19 protein-coding genes, 1 tRNA gene and 1 pseudogene are annotated in these 22,181 nt (G+C 59.2%); 11 read left to right on the forward strand and 10 right to left on the reverse strand.

The genetic code is table 11. The features are described 5' to 3' along the window. Positions 1 to 10 precede the first annotated feature (10 nt). A complete protein-coding gene (locus H4V96_RS19640; RefSeq protein WP_196855699.1) occupies positions 11 to 994 on the reverse strand; it encodes a DUF5655 domain-containing protein in 984 nt (327 codons plus the stop codon). A 231-nt stretch (positions 995 to 1,225) separates the two neighbouring features. Here H4V96_RS19640 and H4V96_RS19645 point away from each other — a divergent pair, with 231 nt between their 5' ends. The 7 genes from H4V96_RS19645 to H4V96_RS19675 all read left to right on the forward strand — a co-directional run bounded on the left by H4V96_RS19645 (position 1,226) and on the right by H4V96_RS19675 (position 8,675). Continuing rightward, complete coding sequence (locus H4V96_RS19645; protein ID WP_196855635.1) at positions 1,226 to 1,996, forward strand: DeoR/GlpR family DNA-binding transcription regulator; 771 nt, start codon at positions 1,226 to 1,228, stop codon at positions 1,994 to 1,996. Between the two features lie 33 nt (positions 1,997 to 2,029). Continuing rightward, the gene (locus H4V96_RS19650) at positions 2,030 to 3,178 is read left to right on the forward strand and encodes an MFS transporter (RefSeq protein ID WP_196855636.1); all 1,149 of its coding nucleotides are present in this window, start codon (positions 2,030 to 2,032) and stop codon (positions 3,176 to 3,178) included. A 168-nt stretch (positions 3,179 to 3,346) separates the two neighbouring features. After that, entirely contained in the window at positions 3,347 to 4,192 is an 846-nt protein-coding gene (locus H4V96_RS19655; protein ID WP_196855637.1) for an undecaprenyl-diphosphate phosphatase, read from the forward strand. A gap of 6 nt (positions 4,193 to 4,198) precedes the next feature. Further along, on the forward strand, positions 4,199 to 6,022 hold the full coding sequence (gene recQ, locus H4V96_RS19660; protein WP_010401723.1) for a DNA helicase RecQ: 1,824 nt from the start codon (positions 4,199 to 4,201) through the stop codon (positions 6,020 to 6,022). A 63-nt stretch (positions 6,023 to 6,085) separates the two neighbouring features. Continuing rightward, positions 6,086 to 6,214 (forward strand): hypothetical protein, encoded by a 129-nt coding sequence (locus tag H4V96_RS19665; protein ID WP_280721119.1) that lies wholly within the window; start codon positions 6,086 to 6,088, stop codon positions 6,212 to 6,214. Positions 6,215 to 6,258: 44 nt separating this feature from the next. After that, complete coding sequence (locus H4V96_RS19670; protein WP_196855638.1) at positions 6,259 to 7,239, forward strand: LysR family transcriptional regulator; 981 nt, start codon at positions 6,259 to 6,261, stop codon at positions 7,237 to 7,239. Between the two features lie 149 nt (positions 7,240 to 7,388). Then, the gene (locus tag H4V96_RS19675) at positions 7,389 to 8,675 is read left to right on the forward strand and encodes a Glu/Leu/Phe/Val dehydrogenase (protein ID WP_010401726.1); all 1,287 of its coding nucleotides are present in this window, start codon (positions 7,389 to 7,391) and stop codon (positions 8,673 to 8,675) included. A gap of 405 nt (positions 8,676 to 9,080) precedes the next feature. Here H4V96_RS19675 and galE read toward each other — a convergent pair whose 3' ends face one another. From galE to H4V96_RS19710, 7 genes and pseudogenes are all read right to left on the reverse strand, one after another. Continuing rightward, positions 9,081 to 10,100 (reverse strand): UDP-glucose 4-epimerase GalE, encoded by a 1,020-nt coding sequence (galE, locus tag H4V96_RS19680; RefSeq protein ID WP_196855639.1) that lies wholly within the window; start codon positions 10,098 to 10,100, stop codon positions 9,081 to 9,083. Positions 10,101 to 10,249: 149 nt separating this feature from the next. Continuing rightward, a complete protein-coding gene (trmB, locus tag H4V96_RS19685; RefSeq protein ID WP_070346145.1) occupies positions 10,250 to 10,930 on the reverse strand; it encodes a tRNA (guanosine(46)-N7)-methyltransferase TrmB in 681 nt (226 codons plus the stop codon). Positions 10,931 to 11,448: 518 nt separating this feature from the next. After that, the gene (locus tag H4V96_RS19690; RefSeq protein ID WP_196855640.1) at positions 11,449 to 12,873 is read right to left on the reverse strand and encodes a hypothetical protein; all 1,425 of its coding nucleotides are present in this window, start codon (positions 12,871 to 12,873) and stop codon (positions 11,449 to 11,451) included. A 92-nt stretch (positions 12,874 to 12,965) separates the two neighbouring features. Next, the gene (locus H4V96_RS19695) at positions 12,966 to 13,181 is read right to left on the reverse strand and encodes a hypothetical protein (protein ID WP_196855641.1); all 216 of its coding nucleotides are present in this window, start codon (positions 13,179 to 13,181) and stop codon (positions 12,966 to 12,968) included. After that, positions 13,178 to 13,945, reverse strand: a pseudogene (locus H4V96_RS19700) (phage portal protein); the annotation flags it as partial. The pseudogene H4V96_RS19700 and the gene H4V96_RS19695, both read right to left, overlap by 4 nt. Positions 13,946 to 14,212: 267 nt before the next feature. Beyond that, positions 14,213 to 15,370: a Fic family protein gene (locus tag H4V96_RS19705; protein WP_196855643.1), complete on the reverse strand. Its 1,158-nt coding sequence runs from the start codon at positions 15,368 to 15,370 to the stop codon at positions 14,213 to 14,215. Positions 15,371 to 15,711: 341 nt separating this feature from the next. Beyond that, a tRNA-Gly gene (locus H4V96_RS19710) sits at positions 15,712 to 15,785 on the reverse strand. Positions 15,786 to 16,114: 329 nt separating this feature from the next. On the opposite strand from H4V96_RS19710, the gene rfbB reads away from it, so the two are divergent. The 4 genes from rfbB to rfbD are packed head-to-tail and all read left to right on the forward strand — an operon-like array spanning position 16,115 to position 19,589. Beyond that, positions 16,115 to 17,194, forward strand: coding sequence for a dTDP-glucose 4,6-dehydratase (gene rfbB / locus H4V96_RS19715; protein ID WP_070346117.1), 1,080 nt, complete (start codon positions 16,115 to 16,117; stop codon positions 17,192 to 17,194). Continuing rightward, positions 17,194 to 18,087 (forward strand): glucose-1-phosphate thymidylyltransferase RfbA, encoded by an 894-nt coding sequence (gene rfbA, locus H4V96_RS19720; protein ID WP_196855644.1) that lies wholly within the window; start codon positions 17,194 to 17,196, stop codon positions 18,085 to 18,087. The genes rfbB and rfbA overlap by 1 nt, the downstream gene beginning before the upstream one ends. A 44-nt stretch (positions 18,088 to 18,131) precedes the next feature. After that, on the forward strand, positions 18,132 to 18,677 hold the full coding sequence (rfbC, locus tag H4V96_RS19725) for a dTDP-4-dehydrorhamnose 3,5-epimerase (RefSeq protein WP_070346115.1): 546 nt from the start codon (positions 18,132 to 18,134) through the stop codon (positions 18,675 to 18,677). 39 nt (positions 18,678 to 18,716) lie between these two features. Continuing rightward, positions 18,717 to 19,589 carry a dTDP-4-dehydrorhamnose reductase gene (rfbD, locus tag H4V96_RS19730; RefSeq protein WP_196855645.1) on the forward strand — a complete coding sequence of 291 codons (873 nt, stop codon included), beginning with the start codon at positions 18,717 to 18,719 and terminating at the stop codon, positions 19,587 to 19,589. Positions 19,590 to 19,729: 140 nt separating this feature from the next. On the opposite strand, the gene H4V96_RS19735 is transcribed toward rfbD, so the two are convergent. After that, positions 19,730 to 20,440: a DUF4197 domain-containing protein gene (locus H4V96_RS19735; protein WP_196855646.1), complete on the reverse strand. Its 711-nt coding sequence runs from the start codon at positions 20,438 to 20,440 to the stop codon at positions 19,730 to 19,732. Positions 20,441 to 20,619: 179 nt separating this feature from the next. Next, positions 20,620 to 22,179, reverse strand: a complete 1,560-nt coding sequence (locus H4V96_RS19740; protein ID WP_196855647.1) for a tetratricopeptide repeat protein — start codon at positions 22,177 to 22,179, stop codon at positions 20,620 to 20,622. Between the last annotated feature and the right edge of the window lie 2 nt (positions 22,180 to 22,181).

The following is a 22,181-nucleotide window of genomic DNA, read 5'->3' on the forward strand; positions in this document are numbered from 1 at the left end:
CCACCATCGGCTACGTTTTCACACCACGCTGACCTGCATACGCGGCAAAAATGAACGGCTTTGCCGCATCAAGTTCGGCGATCGTGCTGATGTTGATCTCCAGGCTACCCGTACCCCAATGCCCGATGGCGGTCACATCGCGCGCTTTTGGCAGGACCTGTAATACGGGCGCCGGGTCGACGTGCAAGTACAGCGCGAGGCAATTCTTCTTATGTATCACCACGGTCGCAAAGTTCTTCAGCCGTTTGAACGCCAGGTACAAGCGCAGTTCCTTACGCTCAACGTCATCCCCCAACGACATCGTGTAATCCTCCAGCGAGGTCAGCAACTGACGCATGGGCTCCGACAGACCTGTCAGTATTTCCACAAATGCCTTGTCTGGTCCTGTCGACCTGTTCGTGCCCCCATCTGCGGACCCAGCAGCCATTGTTTCCAACCTGGCTGGCACCGACGTCTGCCGCTTGGCGGTGCCTTTCTTTGTTGTTGGATCTATGCCTGCGCTTGCGGACTCGAGCAGAAGCAGATCCTCTGCAAATCGGCGGTAGCGGATAAGTTCGATCGTCCGGCCTATCTGCTGGACGGCATGGCTATCAAACTTGGTAAAGTCAGCCGCAATGCAAATCACCCGCGGCGCGCTCCAGTCGATGGCCTCCGATGCCAGCTTGCCCAGCTTATCGAGGACCAGCAGTTGAAAGTCGGCCTGATGGTCCATCAACCAGTCCAGGTAGTACAAGCCTTGGTTAATGACATTTTCACCAACCGACCGTTTGTACTCAAGAATGACCGGGCAATTGTTCTCATCCAATCCAAGGGAATCGTTGCGGCCAGCATGCGTCTTGCCGGTCGAATACTCGCTCGCCAGGAAACGAATACTCAGCAAAGTTTCGAGGTTGGCCTCGATCAGGGTCTGTAATGGTTTTTCCAGATCCGATGCGCTACCTTGCAATTCCTGGGCTTGGCCATTGGCCAACTTGAAAAGTTTAATGTCACTCATCCGTCTGTTTCCCTTATTCCTCGGCAAGCAAACACCAAGGTGCATCAAGATATCGGCGATGAGCATGAACGTAAATTTATCTTTTTTACAAATTCATTTGCAACCGCGATGCCGTGGGCAGTGCATGCCCGCTTCAATCCTGAGGAAGACGCCTGCATCAGGTAAAGGTTGACGAATTTTGCACGTTTTCGTATATTCATGCGCAATCCTGCACGTTTTAGAAATAGACCCATGTCCCCCACCCTGCTCCTCAAACAACGCCATGCGCTGATCCAGCAACAATTGCACGCCGACGGCCGCGTGCTGGCGCTGGACCTGGCGCGCCAGCTCGATGTCTCTGAAGATACGATACGGCGCGACCTGCGCGAGATGGCGGCGGCCGGCCTGTGCCAGCGCGTGTATGGCGGCGCCCTGCCGCTGGCGCCCGACGGCGGCACCTTGACGCAGCGCAAGCAGGAAGCGCCGGAACGCAAGGCGCGCCTGGCGCAGGCTGCCGTCTCCCTCGTGCGCGCCGGCCAGGTGCTGTTACTCGATGCGGGCTCGACCAACCTGGCCATCGCCAGCGCCTTGCCAGAGTTGGCGCTCACTGTCATCACCAACGCGCCAGCGATTGCCATGGCGCTGATGGAACGCCCGGAAATCGAGCTGATCATGGCTGGCGGCAGGGTCGACCGCCGCGCCGGCGCCAGCCTGGGACCGCAAGCGCTGCGCACGGTCGAGCGCATGCATCCCGACCTGTGCTTCCTCGGTGCCTGCGGCGCCGACGCGGACGCAGGCGTGACAGCGTTCAACTATGACGAGGCCGAATTCAAGCGCAGCATCGCCGGCGCCAGCAAGGCCGTCGTCATCGCCGTCACCAGCGACAAGCTGGGCACGGCCGCCCCCTTCGGCGTGCTGGCCACGGGCTTGCTGCAGCACCTGGTGCTCGAAGCCGATGCCGACGCGGCCCATGTGGCCGCCTTTCAACGGCTGGGTGTGCAAGTGCTGCGCGCCCGCGCCTGATGTTATCCACCCCGACTCTGGAAAAGCTCTCCCATGCATCTCACCGGTACCCTGCAGCAACGCGCCACGCGCCTGGTCTTTTTCGCCGCCGGCCTTGGCATGGCGGCCTGGGCGCCGCTGGTTCCCTACGCCAAGTCGCGCCTGGGCCTCGATGAGGCCACGCTCGGCATCTTGCTGCTGTGCCTGGGCACCGGCTCGCTGTGCGCGATGCCGTTTACGGGCATGCTGTCAAGCCGCTTCGGCTGCCGCAAGGTCATCCTTGGCGCCGGCCTGTTGTTGATCGCCATCCTGCCCGGCCTGGCGCTGGCCGCCACGCCGCTGCAACTGGGCCTGGTGCTGCTGGTGTTCGGCGCGGCCATGGGCACCTTCGACGTGGCCATCAACATCCAGGCCGTGATCATCGAAAAGGCCAACGGTGGCGCCATGATGTCGGGCTTTCATGCGCTGTTCAGCGTGGGCGGCTTCGCCGGTGCGGCCTGCATGGCCCTGCTGCTGTGGCTGGGCCTGACTCCGGCCTGGTCCTGCGTGGTGGTGATGCTGCTGCTATGCGCCGTGCTGGGCGCGGCGCAAGGCCATCTGCTGCCGACGGCGTCCGCCTCGGGCGAAAAGACGCCGCTGTTCGTCATGCCGCATGGCGCCGTCATTTTCATCGGCCTGCTGTGTTTTATCGTCTTCCTGGCCGAAGGCGCGATTCTCGACTGGAGCGCCCTGTTCCTCACCACCACGCGCGGCGTGGAGGAAGCCAAGGGCGGCCTCGGCTACGCCGCCTTCGCCATCGCCATGACGGTGGGCCGCTTCACCGGTGACAATGTGGTCAGCCGCTTTGGCGGAAAGCGGGTGCTTACTGTTGGCGGGCTGTGCGCGGCGGCCGGCTTCTTCCTCACCGTGCTGGCACCGCACGCCAGCCTGGCCATGGCCGGCTTCGTCCTGATCGGCCTGGGCGCGGCGAACATCGTGCCCATCCTGTTCACGGCCGCCGGCAAGCAGCGCGCCATGCCGGCCAGCTTGGCGGTGGCGGCCATCACAACCATCGGCTATGCCGGCATCCTGGCCGGTCCGGCCGTCATCGGCTTCGTGGCGCACGCCACCAGCCTCAATCTCGCCTTCGCCATGCTGGGCGCCGCGCTGCTGCTGGTGGCAGCCAGCGCGCGTCTGGTGGCACCGGCAAAACAGCGATCCTGATCGCGCCTTCTGCCTGGCGGGCGGCGCTAAAAAAGCGCCGCCCGCCAGCGCCCAAATAAGATCGGCAAGCCTGTGTCGTGGTAAGCTTCGACCCCGCGCACATTGCTGGCGCCACGCGCTTCTGCCATCCTGTCACTTATACCCGTACTTATACCCTTTTATACATCTATGGATCTCATTCTTGCGTTAAAAGCCATCATCATGGGGCTGGTTGAAGGTTTCACCGAATTTTTGCCAATTTCGTCCACGGGGCATTTGATCCTGGCCGGCAGCCTGCTCGACTTTACCCAAGATGTCTCCAAAGAAGTCATGGATGTATTCGAGATCGCCATCCAGGCCGGCGCCATCCTGGCCGTCTGCTGGGAATACCGCCAGCGCATCGGCAGCGTGCTGTCCACCTTCGGCACCGAGGTCAAATCGCGCAAGTTCGTATTGAACGTGGCCATCGCCTTCATCCCGCTGGCCGTTATCGGCTTAGGCGTAGGCAAGATGATCAAGCATGCGCTGTTCAAGCCCGTGCCCGTGGCCATGGCCTTCATCATCGGCGGCATCATCATCTTGCTCGTCGAGCGCCGCGCACGCACCAATCCCGTCACCGTGCGCGTCAATTCGGTCGATGAAATGACGCCGCTCGACGCCTTGAAAGTGGGCTGCGCGCAGGCGTTTGCGCTGATTCCCGGCACCAGCCGTTCCGGCTCGACCATCATCGGCGGCATGCTGCTGGGTCTGTCGCGCAAGACGGCCACCGAATTTTCGTTCTTCCTGGCCATCCCCACCCTGCTGGCCGCCACCGCCTATTCTCTGTACAAAGCGCGCGACATCCTGTCGGCCAACGACGTGCCCCTGTTCGGCCTGGGCACCGTGGCCGCCTTCATTTCCGCCTTCCTGTGCGTGCGCTGGCTGCTGCGTTACATCAGCTCGCACGACTTCACGTTTTTTGCCTGGTACCGCATTGTGTTTGGCTTGCTGGTCCTGGCCAGCGCCCACTACGGCTGGGTTGTTTGGGCAGCATAAGGCACTATGAATCAAGATCTTAACCAGCGCGCGCTACACCTGCTGCAAACCGTTTTTGGCTACCCGGCCTTCCGCGGCCATCAGGCCGACATCGTCGACCATGTCAGCCATGGCGGCGACGCGCTGGTGCTGATGCCCACGGGCGGCGGCAAGTCGCTGTGCTATCAAATTCCCGCACTGCTGCGCGATGGCGTGGGCGTCGTCGTCTCGCCGCTGATCGCGCTGATGCAGGACCAGGTGGACGCGCTGGAGGAAGTGGGCGTGCGCGCCGCCTTCCTCAATTCCACGCAAACGTACGAAGAAGCGAGCCGCATCGAGCGCCTGGTGCGCACGGGCGGGATCGACGTCGTCTACGTGGCGCCCGAGCGCCTGATGACGCAGCGTTGCCTGGACCTGTTCCAGGCCTCGAAGATTTCCCTGTTCGCTATCGACGAGGCGCATTGCGTGGCTCAGTGGGGGCACGACTTCCGCCCCGAATATATCAAGCTATCGGTGCTGCACGAGCAATTCCCTGACGTGCCGCGCATCGCGCTCACTGCCACGGCCGACCCGCAGACGCGCGCCGAAATCGCCCTGCGTTTGCAACTGGAAGACGCGCGCCAGTTCGTCTCGTCCTTCGACCGTCCGAACATCCGCTACCAGATCGTGGAAAAGGCGAATGGCCGCAAGCAGCTGCTCGACTTCATCAACACCGAGCACACGGGCGACTGCGGCATCGTCTACTGCCTGTCGCGCAAAAAAGTGGAAGAGACGGCGGAATTCCTGAACCAGAGCGGCATCCGCGCCCTGCCCTATCACGCCGGCATGGAGTACGCCAAGCGCAGCGCCAACCAGGCGCGCTTCCTGCGCGAGGAAAATATCGTCATGGTCGCCACCATCGCCTTCGGCATGGGCATCGACAAGCCCGACGTGCGCTTCGTCGCGCATCTGGATCTGCCGAAAAGCATCGAGGGCTATTACCAGGAAACGGGCCGCGCAGGCCGCGACGGCATGGCCGCCAATGCCTGGATGGCGTATGGCTTGCAAGACGTGGTGCTGCAGCGGCGCATGATCGACGAATCGGAAGCGGACGATACTTTCAAGCGCGTGCTGGGCGTCAAACTCGACGCCATGCTGGGTCTGTGCGAAACGCTGAGCTGCCGCCGCATGCGCTTGCTCGAATACTTCGGCGAACCGGCTTCGCCGTGCGGCAATTGCGACACCTGCCTGGTACCGCCCGTGTCATTCGACGGCACGGTGCCCGTACAAAAACTGCTGTCAGCCATCTATCGCGTCGACCAGCGCTTCGCTGGCGGCCATGTGATCGACGTGCTGCGCGGCATGGAATCGGAACGCATCAAGACCTGGCACCACGATGCGCTGTCCGTGTTCGGCATCGGCTCGGACCTGGGCGAAGCGGAATGGAAATCGATACTGCGCCAGGCCATCGCGCTGGGCCTGGTGGCGGTTGACCACGAACAATACAGCTCGCTAAAACTGACGGATGCCTCGCGCCCCGTGCTCAAGGGTGGCCAGAAAGTGCAGCTGCGCCAGTACCAGAAACCGGTAAAAACCAGCAAGCGCAGCACCAGCGTGGCGAAAGGCTATGTCGAGATGGACCTGTCCACCAGCGAGCAGGCGATTTTCGACAAGCTGCGCTGGTGGCGCGTGGAGACGGCGCGCACGCACAATGTGCCGGCCTACGTGATTTTCGTCGACGCCACCCTGCGCGAAATCGCCAAGGCCAAGCCTACCTCGCTCGAGCAGATGCGCGGCGTAAGCGGCGTGGGCGAGAAAAAACTCGCCTCCTACGGCGACGAAATCGTCGCCATGATCCTGGAAATGATGTGATGCAAGCGCTGTCGTCCGACCTGAGCTATCAGGCCGTGAAGACCTGCGGCCGATCGCAATTCCTTGCTGTCGGCCATCGGCCAGGCCCTGAACGCGGACGGCTCGCCCGACGGCACAAGGCTGGCTCCGCCGTCCTTCTTCGACCTGCCCGCCGCGCTGTACCAGCCGGCGGCATCAGCCGATACGCACTGACCACTGCACCTTGCCCCTGCCCTTGATAACGGAACGCTGCCGCGATGGAAACCAAATGGCTGGAAGACTTCATTTCGCTCGCTGAAACGCATAATTTCAGCCGTTCTGCGGCCCTGCGCCACGTCACCCAGTCGGCCTTCTCGCGGCGCATCCAATCGCTGGAAAACTGGCTCGGCATCGACCTCGTTGACCGCACGTCCTACCCCACGCGCCTGACGCCGGCCGGCGCCGTGTTTTACGAGCAGGCGCTGGAAATGCTGGGACAAATCAACGGCGTGCGCGCGCTGTTGCGCGGCAAGCGCACAGCGGCGCAAACGAGCGTCGATTTCGCCGTGCCGCACACCTTGTCGCTGACCTTTATGCCGAAGTGGCTGACGGTGCTGGAGCAGGGCTTTGCGCCGATCAACAGCCGTTTGATGGCGCTCAACGTGCATGACGCCGTGCTGCAATTGGTCGATGGCGGCTGTGACCTGCTGCTGTGTTACCACCACCCGCGCCAGCCGGTGCAGCTCGATCCGGGCCGCTACGACATGCTGGTGATGGGCCGCGAAACCCTGCGCGCCTATGCGCGCTGCGGCCAGGACAAGGTGCCCGATTTCGTCCTGCCCGGCAGCGCCAAAGAACCGCTGCCCTTCCTCTCCTACACCAGCAATGCCTACCTGGGACGCATGGTGGAACTGCTGGTGGCCGACGCCAAGGCTCCCCTGTTCCTCGAAACCTGCTACGAAACGGACATGGCCGAAGGCTTGAAGATGATGGCACTGGAGGGGCGCGGCATCGCCTTCCTGCCCGAATCGGCCGTCATGCGCGACGTCAAATACAAGCATCTGGCGCGCGCCGACGGCGGTGCGCCAGGCTGGGAAATCGAGCTGGAAATCCGTTTGTACCGCGAGCGCCCGTCCAGCCAGCGCCCCGGCAAACCCATCGTCGAAAGCCTGTGGCAATACCTGGTGCAGGCGCAGGAAAACGCTGCACGCGGCGGAAAAAAACGCCGTCGTGCAAGCTTCATCACACTTCCATCCTAAGCTCCAATCTATGCAATAAATGCATAACCGGATGCGCACAAAGCATTGGCCCGGGCATGAGGCTATCGCCTACGATGCGGTTCCGCTGCGCGCAGCTGCATCTCGGCTGCGCCTCTAACGTATTCGTATTGTCCAGGAGCTTATCAAGCATGACCAGCAAGCACGCACTTCCTTCCTACCTCAATCCTGAAGACCTGGGCCCATGGGGCGTCTACCTCGAGCAGATCGAGCGCGTTACGCCGTACCTGGGCAACCTGTCGCGCTGGGTGGAAACGCTGAAGCGTCCAAAGCGCATCCTGACGGTCGACGTGCCTATCGAGCGCGATGACGGCACCATTGCCCACTACGAAGGCTACCGCGTGCAGCACAACCTGTCGCGCGGCCCGGGCAAGGGCGGCGTGCGCTTCCACCAGGACGTGACCCTGTCGGAAGTGATGGCCCTGTCGGCCTGGATGACGGTCAAGAATGCCGCAGTCAACGTGCCATACGGCGGCGCCAAGGGCGGTATCCGTGTCGATCCGAAGACCCTGTCGCGCAACGAACTGCAACGCCTGACCCGCCGCTACACGAGCGAAATCAGCATGATCATCGGACCGAACAAGGATATTCCGGCACCGGACGTCAACACGAATGAACAAGTCATGGCGTGGATGATGGACAGCTACGCCATGATCGGCGGTAATATGTCGACCGGCGTGGTGACGGGCAAGCCAATCTCGCTGGGCGGCAGCCTGGGTCGCCGCGATGCGACCGGCCGTGGCGTGTTCGTTGTCGGTTGCGATGCAGCCGCCAAGGTCGGCATGTCGCTCGAAGGCGCGAAAGTTATCGTGCAAGGTTTCGGCAACGTGGGCGGCGTCGCTGCCCGCATGTTCGCGGAAGCCGGCTCGAAAGTCGTTGCCGTACAAGACCACAAGACCACCGTGGTGCATGCGGGCGGCTTGAACATCCCGCAATTGCTGGCACACGTGGCAGAAGTGGGCAGCGTCGAAGGCTTCCCGGGCGCCGAAGCATTCGTGCCGCGCGAAGATTTCTGGGGCATCGATTGCGACATCCTGATTCCAGCCGCGCTGGAACAGCAGATCACGGCCGAACGCGCACAAGTCATCCGCGCCAAGATCATCCTGGAAGGCGCCAATGGCCCTACCCTGCCGGCAGCGGACGATATCCTGACCGACCGCGGCGTATTGATCGTGCCGGACGTGCTGGCCAACGCCGGCGGCGTGACCGTCAGCTACTTCGAGTGGGCGCAGAACTTCTCGAGCTTCTTCTGGACCGAAGAAGAAATCAACAGCCGCCTGACGCGCATCATGCGTGAAGCATTCGACGCCGTATGGCAAGTGTCGCAAGAGAAGAAAGTGTCGATGCGTACCGCCACCTTCATCCTGGCGTGCACGCGCGTGCTGCAGGCTCGCGAAGTACGCGGCCTCTACCCTTAATGGCTGCCTGAGAAAATGCCTGGGGCGTTGTTGCTTCGCCTCGCCGTACTAGCGTACTGTCTTCGGCTTTGCGCCTAGCCCCAGACATTTTTCAGGCGCCATTGGGTTGGCTGAAAAAGAGCCTGGGGCGTTGTTGCTTCGCCTTGCCGTACTAGCGTACTGTCTTCGGCTTTGCGCATAGCCCTGGGCTTTTTTCAGGCGCCATTAGGTTGGCTGAAAAAGAGCCTGGGGCGTTGTTGCTTCGCCCGTTGTTGCCTGCCCCTACTCCTCACTGTACTAGCGTACTGTCTTCGGCTTTGCGCCTAGCCCCAGACATTTTTCAGGCGCCATTGGTTTGCTGGCGCTCTAAAAAAATCCCGCCACACTTGCGTGTGAGCGGGATTTTTTATGCGCGTCGAATTTGCGTCAGGCTGAATAACCTTGCGGATTCTGGTGCTGCCAGCGCCAGTGATCGCGGCACATGTCGTCGATGTTTTTCTGCGCTTGCCAGCCCAGCAATTGCTGCGCCTTGTCGGCCGAGGCGTAGCAGCTGGCGATGTCGCCGGGGCGGCGCGGCACGATGTGGTATGGCACGGTGCGGCCGCTGGCGGCCTCGAACGCACGCACGGTATCGAGCACGCTGTAGCCGTGGCCCGTGCCGAGGTTGACGGTAAAGCCGCCTTCTGTAGAAAACAGGCGGTTCAACGCCGCCACATGGCCCAGCGCCAGATCGACCACGTGGATGTAGTCGCGCACGCCCGTGCCATCCGGCGTGTCGTAGTCGTTGCCAAAGACGGCCAGACGCTCGCGGCGGCCGACGGCCACCTGGGCGATGAAGGGCATCAGGTTGTTCGGGATACCGGCCGGATCTTCACCGATCAAGCCGCTGGCATGCGCGCCGACCGGGTTGAAATAGCGCAACACTCCGACTTGCCATTGAGCATCGGCATGCACGAGATCGGCCAGAATTTGCTCGACCATCAGCTTCGAGCGGCCGTAGGGGTTGGTCACGGACAGGCGCGATGTTTCCAGGATAGGCAAGGCTTCAGGATCGCCATACACGGTGGCTGACGAGCTAAACACAAAACGCTTCACGTTCGCCGCCGCCAGCACTTCCAGCAGTGCCACGGTGCCCGTCACATTATTGTCCATGTACATCAGCGGCTGGGCCACGGATTCGCCCACGGACTTCAGGCCCGCGAAATGGATCACCGCATCGATGGCATGCTCGCGCAAGATGCTGGCCATGGCCGTGCGATCACGCACGTCAGCTTCATAGAAAGGGATGCTTTTCCCGGAAATGCGCTCCACGCGCGCCATTGCTTCGCGTGCGCTATTGCACAGATTATCCACCGCGACCACATCAAAGCCGGCAGCCAGCAATTCGACGCACGTATGCGAACCGATGAAACCGGATGCGCCGGTGACGAGTATTTTCTTGGTCATAATATCAATCAATGCAAAAAAGATCAGACTACCGCAATTCCCCCACCTTGCCTAGCCAGCGCACGCCAGCGCACCATGAAAAAAGCCTGCAGCGTCACCGCGGCAGGCTTGTTCTCGTGCCAACGGCACAGGTGGTCAAAGCACCAGGTTTATTTCTTGATGAACAGCAGATCCCACACGCCATGCCCCAGCTTCAAGCCACGGTTCTCAAACTTGGTCAGCGGACGATACGCCGGCTGCGGCGCATAAGCCTCGGCACTATTGCGCAACTGCGGCTCGGCGCTCAACACGTCCAGCATTTGCACCGCGTAATCTTCCCAATCCGTGGCGCAATGCAGATAGCCACCCGGCGCCAGGCGATCAGTCAATTGCTTGACGAACGGCGACTGTATCAGGCGACGCTTGTTGTGACGCGCCTTATGCCATGGATCGGGGAAAAACACATGGATACCGGCCAGCGAATCGACAGGAATCATGTGCGTCAGCACTTCCACGGCATCGTGCTGCAGCAAGCGCAGATTCGTCAGCGACTCTTCGCCGATCAGTTTCAACAGACTGCCGACGCCCGGCGTATGCACTTCGACGCCGATAAAATCCTTCTCCGGCATGGCCTTGGCGATATGCGCAGTCGTCGCCCCCATGCCAAAACCGATTTCCAGGATAACCGGCGCCTTGCGGCCGAACACTTGCTCGAAGTCAGTCGGCTCCTTGGCGAAGGGCAACAGGAACTGCGGCCCCAAGGTCTCAAGCGCGCGCGCCTGCGCAACAGACAGCCGTCCCGCGCGGGTCACGAAGCTGCGGATGCGGTGTTCGGTCGGATCGTACATCATCGGCCGCGCCGGGCCGTTTGCTGGGGTATCAGAAGACATGGGAATGGAGAAATAAGTAGCCGCGCCGCTTAAAACCAGGCGCCAGCGAAAAATGGAGCGGGTGAAGGGAATCGAACCCTCGTCGTAAGCTTGGGAAGCTCGACAAGGAACTCAACAGCCATGCGGGCTTGCGGCCCGTTTCTGCTCCGCAAAAGTGACATTATAGCAGCCGTCAAAGCTTGCATCCATGCGGTGTATTTTGTATTTGTGGCTCGAGCGATTCAGACAAACGATACCGATCCACGGACTGCATCGCTAATTTAACTGATACTGCGGAACGTGCCCACTCGGCGCGCGGATGTGCGCCGAGTGGGCGCGGCGATGAGTTGCACACATCGAGAATTGATGCGGATTGCGAGCTTATTCACAATCTCATGCCTACAAAAATGTCTACAACGCCACGCTATCCGACGGTATCACACCGCTCTTATTCGTGCTCACGAGCGGAAACAGTATAGCCAGAAGCATTGCTGGCCGGATCAATCTTCCTTCTTGGGTTCATCCGACGCCACCATTAGCTTCGCTGCTTCGACAACCTTCACAGCTTCAGCCTTCGCACTCTTCGCTTGCTGAAGGCTTTCGCTGACCATCGCCATTATTTTCGCTGGTAGATCGGGCGCCGCTTTTAGAGCGTCTTTTACAGTATCCGAGTTGAGCAATTCCGACCAAGGAGAACCATGCTGCTGCGCCTCCACCAACCTCAACGGTGCTTCGTCCAAACGAGTCAATGCGGAGCGGAAAAGTGTCGCCTGAAACTCAGGATCAAGAACAGCAGCCTCTTTCCGGTAACCTTCATAGGCTTTGGCAACAGATGCTTTGAAGGCATAGTCCTCCGACAAGCGGAATCGCTGGCCAATCTGTTTGGTTGCTAACCAAGAAAACCATAGGGGCGCGCCTATTCCTAAGAATGCAAGAAGCATCTGAGCAACTATGGCAGGCCAGTTTGGATTGTCTGCTCGCAACTCCGCAGCCAATGAAGACAAACGGTTGATTCCAATTGCAGAGCCGGCGATCAAGGCAGCGACCAAGCCTCCGACCCATAACTGCATAGAACTACCCAGCGAGGCAGCTTTTTGGTCGAATGCTCCTGCTAGTCCTTTGGTCGTTGTGATGTGGTAGGCCTCCTCACACTTTGCGATGAGTTTTTCAGCTATGTCTTCATTTTTTTTCATACTATCCAAAGTAGCCTGGATCTTCTTCTGCATGTCATCCAACGCATTCTCGGTTTTCACCTGAACCTCGCCCCAGGCGGTACTGACTCGGTTCTCTATAGAATCAAGTACTTCCGCCGCCTTTGTTGCTGACTCAGCGCTTTTAGAGGCATTTCTGTTGGTCTCTTGAGCGGTGTGCTCGACCGCCTCCCGAGCCTCCCTCAATGCTTGCAAATCCAACTCAAGATTTTCTGCTACATGATGCGCGGCATTGATTGCGGTCACTTTGCCGGTAAGGTCTGGAATAGCCGACTCAATATCATCCATACGGCGTTGTGCGGCAACTGAGCGTCGGGCAAGCTGGGCTGGCAAAGAAGCATTTGGTACGGCTACCCAGCCTGTTGAAGGTAGTAATTTACTACGTATAAATTGTAAGGTCTCAAACATGGCTGGAAACCCCTGCACGTTCCCACCGTAGGTATTTGGTAGCGTCTGGGTCTGCATCACAGAAATACGATGTGACAAATGCAATACCCACGGCTTCATCTCTTCGGGGTATTGTTCAGCGTTCACGAAGCGTAGATCATCGGCGATACTGCGAGCGATCCAAGAGAAGTCTTGCCTGTTTAAGGCTGGGGCTGGCCACCCCCAGTAATCAGTGAAAATCTGGTCTGTATTATGGGGGAATGAACTCACTATTGCATCAGCAAACTGGTCGAGTGCAGTACACACTGCGAATAAATCTTGATGCATAGCTTGCTCCGTCCCGGAAAATAAATTGTCCAAATGGTAACATGCAAGTGGGGCTCGCAATTAGAAATTGTTAATGCGACGCGAGGGGACGGTCATCCTGCGCGGCCGGCGCGGGCCTTGGCCGCTTGCTCCTTGTCGTAGTCGTCGCGGCAGTCCGCATTGCAGAACAGCAGCGCGGGCGCCAGCGTCTCGTCGCAAAAATGACAGCAGCCGTGCGCTACCAGGGCGGGCCGGCCGCGCACGGCGGCCAGGCCTCGCGCCACCTCGGCGAAGATGATCTTGTCGGTGTTGTCGATGTGGTCGCTCATGCCGCCCCCTCCCCGCCCGTGGCCAGGTCATACGGGGCGAAGCGCACCACTTCCACGCCGGCCCACTTGTTGATCGCTCCGAACTGCGCCTGCAGGGGCACCAGCTCGTTACGCGCGAAGACGCGCGCGGCTGGCTCGACGGCGCCGAAGCCACCGGCATTGTTTGGCAGGATGCCCATGAGCTGGGGCGGCACGCGGTGCGCGGCCAGTTGGTCGTCGCGCGTGACGCTCTTGATGTTGAAAAACTCGTCCTTGGCGGCCACGTCCGACACGGGCAAAATCTGGATGCCGTCCTTCTTGCCGGCCGGCGCGTACATGAACGGGTTGCGGAAATTGCCCGGCCCCTTGCTGTCGCGCATGGCTTGGCGCAGCTTGTCCACGTCCTGCGTGTTGGCGGCGGCGTCGGTCATGTAGAAAACAAAACCGGCGTGTGAGCCGTTCTTGTAATACTTGCGGCGGAACAAGGTGGCCGCCTCGTTGAGCCAGGCCGACTGCAGGGCGCTCAGGTACTGCGGCACGCCGTACAGCTCCTGATTGACGTCCGGCTCCATCAGGTGGAACACGCGGCCCTTGTCGAATTCATGCACGGCCTGGTAGCCGTTGACGAAAAAATACGTATCGAGGTCGACGCCGCGCCGCATGTACTTGGCCGGGGCGTGCTGGTACGCCAGCGCCTTGCCGCTGCGGCTGGGCCGGTCTTCCGGGTAGGCGTTGCCGAACGTCAGGAAGTCCAGAGCCATGCGCTTGAAGGCGTCACGCGACAGGTACGTATCAGCAGCGCTTATAAACTGCTACTCAGGGGGGCGGCGAAAAGGCTCTCCGCCGAAAAGAATCCCGATCTGCAGCCGGAGATCAAAAAATTCTGGTTCTATGACCTACGGGAAAAAGCTGCCGACGACACCTCGGACCAACACGGAGACCAGGCGGCCAGCGATCTTTTGGGGCACGATAGCGTGAAGACCACGCAACGGCATTACTTGCGACGCGGGAAGATCGTCGAGCCGACGCGGTAAGCCGCCTTGCATGCCTGCTTACGCAGGGCCAAGCAAGGACGCGGAGATGAAGCCCTCGTTCGATAGCGCGTTGATGGCCCCGCGAAGCAGGTAGTTATTCGTAAAGCACATCGTGTACTGGCGTGCGCCAGGCTTAATGGGCTGCAGCATCTTACCTTCCACCAGGCGCTTGATCTGGTAGGTGCGCTGAGCTGGATTTAGCCCAGGCATTACCTTGGCCAGGTCCCCAGATTTCGCGGTGCCCAGCTTTACCACTTCAAGCAAAATCGCCTGCTCTTCGCGCGTTATCAATTGCCGCTGGACCGAGTAAGCAAGCGCGGGGATCAGGATTTTTTCCTTCAAGAAAGTGTAGTCGGTCAGGCGGTCTACTTTTTGCAGTTCATCCAGGATGCCTTGCAAAACATAGGTACACCAGCGATCCAGGCTTTCATCTGTGCCCTTGTCCGCGCATGAAAGCATCGCATAGTAGCGCTCGCGATCATTGCAAAAAACAGCGGTCGGGTTTAACACCCGTCCGCCTGTCTTGACATTGAAACCATACTTGATCAGAAGGGCATAGGTCATCAAACGCACGACGCGCCCATTGCCGTTACTAAACGGGTGTATCCAGCCAAAACGATGATGTGCCAACGCAACCTTGATCAAGGCATACTTGGGAGCATCGTCACGATTGATGAACCCCATCAGCTCTTCCATGTAACCAGGTACAAGGACAGGATCTGGCGGAAGGTGGTCTGACTTCGCAATGCGGACCGCTCCCGTTCGATATGCGCCAGGCGTGCGGTCGCCCTCTCTCTCCAGGTCATGCACTGCCAGCGCGTGCAGCTCGCGGATGAAGTGTTCCGAGACCGCAGAATTCGGCGTCACCACATCCTCGATATATTGCATCGCCTTTTCGATGTTGGAAATCTCACGCACCTGGTCGCTGTCGTTCGTGCCTCCTTCCACCGAAGTCTCGACGTAGTCTGCAAGAGTCGTATGGTTGCCCTCGATACGCGCAGACCCGAGGCTTTCCAGCATGTGGAAAATATGCTTGAGCTGGAAGAAGGTTGACGCGGGCGTTGTGCCACCAAGTTGCAAGCGCCGCAAGTGTTCCAGTTCCGTTAGAACATCGACAAGCGGCGAGTCGAACGAGGGATTTAAAAGCTTCAGGTCAAAGTGGTGGAAGTCTGGCATAGCAATCCTGCTCTTCTTAAATGGCGTCAAGGACTAAGTTGAATTTTCAAGATAATACACCTAAAAATCATATACTTACGCGTCATCGCAGAATATCACATATTTAATAATCCAAACTCACAAGTCAAGCCATCTAAAATTTTGGGAAGAGTTATAGCTTTTAATGCAAGTTTCTCATGTGCGAACAGATGGAGAAATTTCCGACACGATAATTGAAATGAGGTAAATTTGTTGCTTAATAAGCAAACAAAATATCGCCATGAAAAGCTCGCCTGAGCGTCTTTTGTGGAGCAATTTTTGCTTTGTGGAGCGGCGAAAACAGGTTTTTCGCCGTTTTTGACTGGAGCGGGTGAAGGGAATCGAACCCTCGTCGTAAGCTTGGGAAGCTTCTGCTCTACCATTGAGCTACACCCGCGAAGCCTGTATTTTACGCGGGTTTCACTGCTATTGGCAACGTTGCAGGACGTTCTCAAAGGTCAAGTCCCACACCTTTTCCTGTAAGGTGCCGCCATGGCAAAAATTGATCAACATTTGACCACCCAAGAGCGCGCAGTCGGCATGACCATGCACGACGACCTATGTGTATACTCAGCAAATAGCCTCGCTGCAACACCCGAGCAATACTGTTAATTAACCCAATGTAGCGCTTGGAGTTTAGAACTGCCCGTTCAGTCAGGTTGTCCATCGACGCTTGCACACTCGGGGACGCCTGTGAATTCGTTCAAGTGAGCAAAGGAAAGTAAAATGATTTTAGTGACCGGCGGCGCCGGCTTCATCGGCTCCAACTTTGTACGCGACTGGCTGGCGCTCAACGATGAGCCTATCATCAACCTCGATAAACTGACCTACGCTGGCAACCTCAGCAATCTGGCCAGCCTTGAGCAAGACCCACGACATATTTTTGTACGTGGCGATATCTGCGATACCGTTCTTATCTCGCGCTTGCTGGCAGAACACCAGCCGCGCGCCGTCGTGCATTTTGCGGCGGAAAGCCATGTCGACCGGTCGATCCATAGCCCCGGTGAATTCATCGCGACCAACGTCAACGGCACTTTCAGCTTGCTCGAAGCGGCGCGCGCTTACTGGTCTGGCCTGACAGGCGAAGCCAAGGACAACTTCCGCTTCCTGCACGTATCGACCGACGAGGTATATGGCACCCTGGGACCGAATGACCCGCCATTCACCGAAACGACCCCCTATGCGCCAAACAGCCCCTATTCGGCCTCGAAAGCAGCGTCCGACCATCTGGTACGCGCCTATTTCCATACGTATGGCATGCCGATGCTGACGACGAACTGCTCGAACAACTATGGCTCTTTCCATTTCCCGGAAAAACTGATTCCCCTCATCATCAGCAACGCCCGTGCCGGCAAGCCCTTGCCTATCTACGGCGATGGCATGCAAGTACGCGACTGGCTGTATGTGGGCGACCATTGCGCGGCAATTCGCCGCGTGCTGCAAGCAGGACGCCTGGGCGAGGTCTACAACGTGGGCGGCTGGAATGAAATGGCCAATCTGGAAGTCGTGCACACCCTGTGCGACATCCTCGATGCGCTAGACCCGAAAGCATCCGGCAGCTATCGCGAACAAATAACCTATGTACAAGATCGCCCCGGCCATGACCGCCGCTATGCCATCGACGCGCGCAAGATCGAGCGCGAACTGGGCTGGAAACCGGCTGAAACTTTTGCCACGGGCATACGCAAGACCGTACAGTGGTACCTGGACAACCAAGCCTGGGTGCGCGACGTGCAGTCGGGCGATTATCTGAAGTGGGTAGAGAAAAATTACGCCGCACGTGACACGGCCCAGGAGCAGCAATAATGAAAAAAAATATCGAACGCAAAGGTATCATCCTGGCAGGTGGCTCAGGCACGCGCCTGTACCCCGTGACCATGGCCATATCGAAGCAACTGCTGCCCGTGTATGACAAGCCGATGATTTACTATCCGCTGACCACCCTGATGCTGGCAGGCATACGCGATATCCTGATCATCTCCACGCCACAAGATACGCCACGCTTCCAGGAGTTGCTCGGTGACGGCAGCCAATGGGGCATCAGCCTGACCTATGCCGTACAGCCCAACCCCGACGGCCTAGCGCAAGCGTTCATCATTGGCCGTAAATTCGTCGGCGATGCACTATCGGCGCTTATTTTAGGCGACAACATTTTTTACGGTAACGACTTCGAAGCGCAATTGCGGCAAGCATCGACACGCACCAGCGGCGCGACCGTGTTCGCCTACCATGTGACCGACCCGGAACGCTATGGCGTGGTCGACTTCGACGCTCAACGGCGCGCCGTCAGTATCGAGGAAAAGCCGCTCAAGCCAAAATCGAACTATGCCGTCACCGGCCTGTATTTCTACGACAGCCAGGTGTGCGATATTGCCGCCGGCATCGCACCATCAGTGCGCGGCGAACTGGAAATTACCGACGTCAATCGGGTTTATCTGGAACGCGGCCAGTTGAACGTTCAAATGATGCGGCGCGGCATGGCCTGGCTCGATACCGGCACGCATGAATCCTTGCTGGAAGCGGGTCAGTTCATCGCCACCATCGAAAACCGCCAGGGTTTGAAAGTGGCTTGTCCTGAGGAAATCGCCTATCGCAAAGGCTATATCAATAGCGCCCAACTCGAGAAATTGGCCCTGCCATTGAAGAAGAACGCCTATGGTCAATATCTGTTGCGGCTGCTCAACGACAAGATATTCTGAGGTGCGCAGCGCTTTCTACCTAGTTCATACCATGCCGAAATACCATGCAAATCCAGAACACAACCATTCCTGACGTGCTCATACTCGAACCGACCGTGTTCGACGACGACCGCGGCTTTTTCTATGAAAGCTTCAACCAGAAGCGCTTTGCCGAACTGACCGGCGTTACACGACCTTTCGTGCAGGACAATCATTCCAAGTCGACCAGGGGCGTCTTGCGCGGCCTGCATTATCAGATCCAGCAACCGCAGGGAAAATTGGTACGCGTCATCGCTGGCGCCGTGTTCGACGTCGTCGTTGACCTGCGCAAAAGCTCGCCAACCTTCGGCCACTGGGTTGGCGTCGTCCTGTCGGCCGCCAACAAACGCCAGCTATGGATACCTGAAGGTTTCGCCCACGGCTTCCTGGTCACCAGCGACAGCGCAGAGTACCTGTACAAGACCACCGACTATTGGGCGCCGCAATTCGAGCGCAGCATCCTGTGGAATGACCCGGCAATCGGTATCGACTGGCCGCTGGACGGCGAACCACTATTGTCGGGCAAGGATGGCGCTGCGACATTGCTGGCCAATGCCGACGTCTTCGCCTGAGTACGGCAATACAGCCGCGCCGCCTTCACGGGAACACATATGAGCCGTATCTTAATTACAGGAAAAACCGGCCAAGTCGGCCACGAACTCGAATGCAGCCTGCAAGGTCTGGGCGAGATCATCGCGCTAGAGCGCAGCCAGATGGACCTGGCTGACCTGGACCAGGTGCGCGATGTGATCCGCCGTATCAAGCCGACGCTGATCGTCAACCCGGCCGCCTACACCGCCGTCGACAAGGCCGAAAGCGAGCCTGAACTGGCACTGCGCATCAATGGCGAGGCGCCGGGCGTGATGGCGGAAGAAGCGAAAAAGCTGGGCGCCGCGATGATCCATTACAGCACCGACTATGTGTTTGATGGCTCGAAAGATAGTCCCTACGTCGAAACGGATCCAACCTGCCCGATCAATGTCTACGGCCGCAGCAAACTGGCCGGCGAACAGGCGATCCAGGCCACCGGCATTGCGCACCTTATTTTGCGCACAAGTTGGGTCTATAGCACGCACGGCAAGAACTTTCTGTTGACCATGCTGCGCCTGGCAAAGGAGCGCGAAGAACTCAGTATCGTATCCGATCAGTTTGGTGCACCGACATGGAGCCGTACCATTGCCGATACCACGGCGCAAATCGTGGCGCAAAGCCTGGCGGCAAGAGACCTGCAAGCATGGTGGCAAGCACACTCCGGGCTATATCATTTGACGGCACAGGGAAAGACCAGTTGGTTCGGTTTTACTGAAGCAATCATGGCCCATGCATCGATCAATCAAAAGCCCAAGCTCAAGCCTATCCTGGCCAAAGACTATCCGGTTCCCGCGAAACGCCCGGGCAATTCGTTACTGTCGTCGCAACGCCTGATCGATACTTTTTGCGGTCTGCCTGAATGGCAGGAAGCGTTGAAGCTGTGCCAGGACTGAAGCGGTAGCCGATCTAAAAGATCGCTCACCGAATTTCAACATTGTTTTCTTGTAGTAAATGCTTAACTTGCCCCCCCTATTTCCTACACCTGTCAGTGCGGGGCAAACGCAGCCTGCGGCCATACAGCACGCTGTAACACTCACTTCAAGCTGCCAAACACTTTGCCGATTATCTTGCTGCCGTAAGCGAGCGGATTACTGCGGATGGCTTTTTCTTCCTCGCCTATCATCAGGTACAGGCCGTCAATCGCCCGGTCGGTCACGTAAGCTTCCACTGTCGATTGCTGCGGTGGCACCAGTCCGGTCTTGCCGATCTGGCTCATGGTACTGTTGTATTTGCTGGCCAGACCGGAACGGTCGGTGACGGATTTCACGATGGGCATGAATTTGACAGCGAGCGGCGCCGATGTTTTCTGGCGAAAAAAGTCCGTCACCGATGTATCGCCACCGGACAGGATATTTTTCGCATCGCTCACGCTCATCGACTTGACCGCATCGAGCAGCAAAGGCTTGGCCATGGGCACGGCCGATTCGGCGGCACGGTTCATCGCCACCACCAGATCGTCCAATTGCTGGCCGCGGCCCGTCATTTTCAGTAAAGGCTGGGCTTGCTCCAGGATGCCGGGCAGCTTGATCTTGACCTTGTCGTTGTTCAGGAAGCCGTTCTCGACGCCCAGTTTCAATACGGCGGCAGCGGAACCGGTTTCCAGTGCCGCTTTCAAGCCATTGCTGGCATCCTTGTTGCTGAGGGCATCGAAGACATTGGCGGCGCTGGCGCCAGACGACAGCAGCGCCAACGCACACAGGATGACGGCCGGACGGCCAGGGAAAGGGAAAGGAATTAAGCGCATGGTTTTCCTATTGTAAAGAATGTACAGACCACCTTCTTGTGGAACCTTAGCACATCAACACTGCAAATGCTGCGGCACTTTTTGTGAGCGGGACAAACAAGGGGGCTGCAGATGGCGCAGGGGCAGGACACTACCGCACCTGCTGTTATAGCCGCGCACGCTAACGGCGGCGGCGAAGCTTAGCCGGCGATCACCGCCAGATGTTCGCGCACGCGCGCCAGATCCGTTTCACGCATGCGCGCCGCTGTCTGGCGCAAGGATTTTTCCGCACCGGCTACGCCGGCCGCCTCGGCCATCGACAACCAGATATACGCCTGCTGCAAGTCGAGCGGACCGCCCTGGCCGCTGGCCGCCATCAGGCCCAGGTTCATTTGCGCCCGTGCATGCCCCTGGCGCGCGGCCAGCGCATACCAATCCCAGGCGGCAGCATAATCCTGCGGTACATCCTGGCCATTATCATGCCGCAGGCCCAGCGCAAACTGGGCCAGGCTGTGGCCCTGCGCGGCGGCGCGGCAATAGCAGGCGCAGGCCAACTGGCTATCGGGCGCCGGGCCATCGTCGCGGTCGTGCAAGACGCCCTGCATGTATTGCGCCGGCGCGTAATCTTGCTCGGCGGCGCGGCGGTACCACTCCAGCGCCAGCGCCAAATCCTGCGGCACACCCTGGCCATGTTCATAGCGCAGGCCGAGGTCGAACTGCGCTCGCACGTGTCCCTGGTCGGCTGCCTTGCGATACCAGAAGATGGCTTCCTGCGCATCGACTGGCGTACCCTGCCCATGCTCATGCAACAGTCCCAGCTGATACTGCGCGGCGGGAAAGCCCTGCGCGGCCGCCTGGCGGTAGAACACCTGCGCCTGGGTATAGTCTTGCGCGCCATGTTCATGGTGCAGGCCCAGGTTGTGCTGGGCCGCCGCGTGCCCCTGCCCTGCCGCCTTGCTATACCAGTCGAGTGCGGCCTGCTTATCACAGGGCACGCCCTGGCCATTGTCGTAAATCAGGCCCAGATTGAACTGTGAACTGGCGTGGCCTTGCTCGGCGGCGCGCCGGTACCAGCTGATCGCCTGTCCACTGTCCTGCGCCAACACGTCACCGTTTTCATAGCGCAGCGCCAGGTTGAACTGAGCCGGCGCATAGCCCTGCTCGGCCGCCTTGCGCAGCCAGGCAGTCGCCTGCTGGCGGTCCTGTCGCACGCCCTGACCATTGTCATAGCGCAGGCCAAAGTTGAACTGGGCGCGCGCATAACCCTGCTCGGCCGCCTTGCGGTACCAATTGATGGCTTGCACGAAATCCTGCGGCACGCCCTTGCCATTGTCATACATCATGCCCAGATTATTTTGCGCGCCGGCGTCGCCCTGCTCGGCCGCGCGGCTGAACCACAGCATGGCTAGCGCGCTATCTTGCGCCATACCCTGGCCCTTGGCATACAGCCAGCCCAGGTTGTACTGCGCCGCCGCGTAACCCTGCTCGGCCGCCTTCTGGTACCAGTGCGCAGCCTGCACAAAATCCTGTGCCACGCCCTGCCCCTTCTGGCACATGACGCCCAGGTTGTATTGCGCATGCTCGAGCCCCTGCGCGGCAGCCAGGCGATACCAATGCAATGCCTGCGCATAGCTTTGTTCGATACCCTGGCCGTTGAAATACATGAAGCCCAGGCTGTGCTGGGCATTCGCATTGCCCTTCTCGGCCAGTCCTTTCAGGCGCAGGTAATCGGCAGTGTAGCGAGGATCGGCTGGCGGCATGG

It is taken from the genome of Janthinobacterium sp. CG_23.4 (assembly GCF_029892305.1).
In the GTDB taxonomy this organism is placed as follows: domain Bacteria; phylum Pseudomonadota; class Gammaproteobacteria; order Burkholderiales; family Burkholderiaceae_D; genus Janthinobacterium; species Janthinobacterium lividum_D.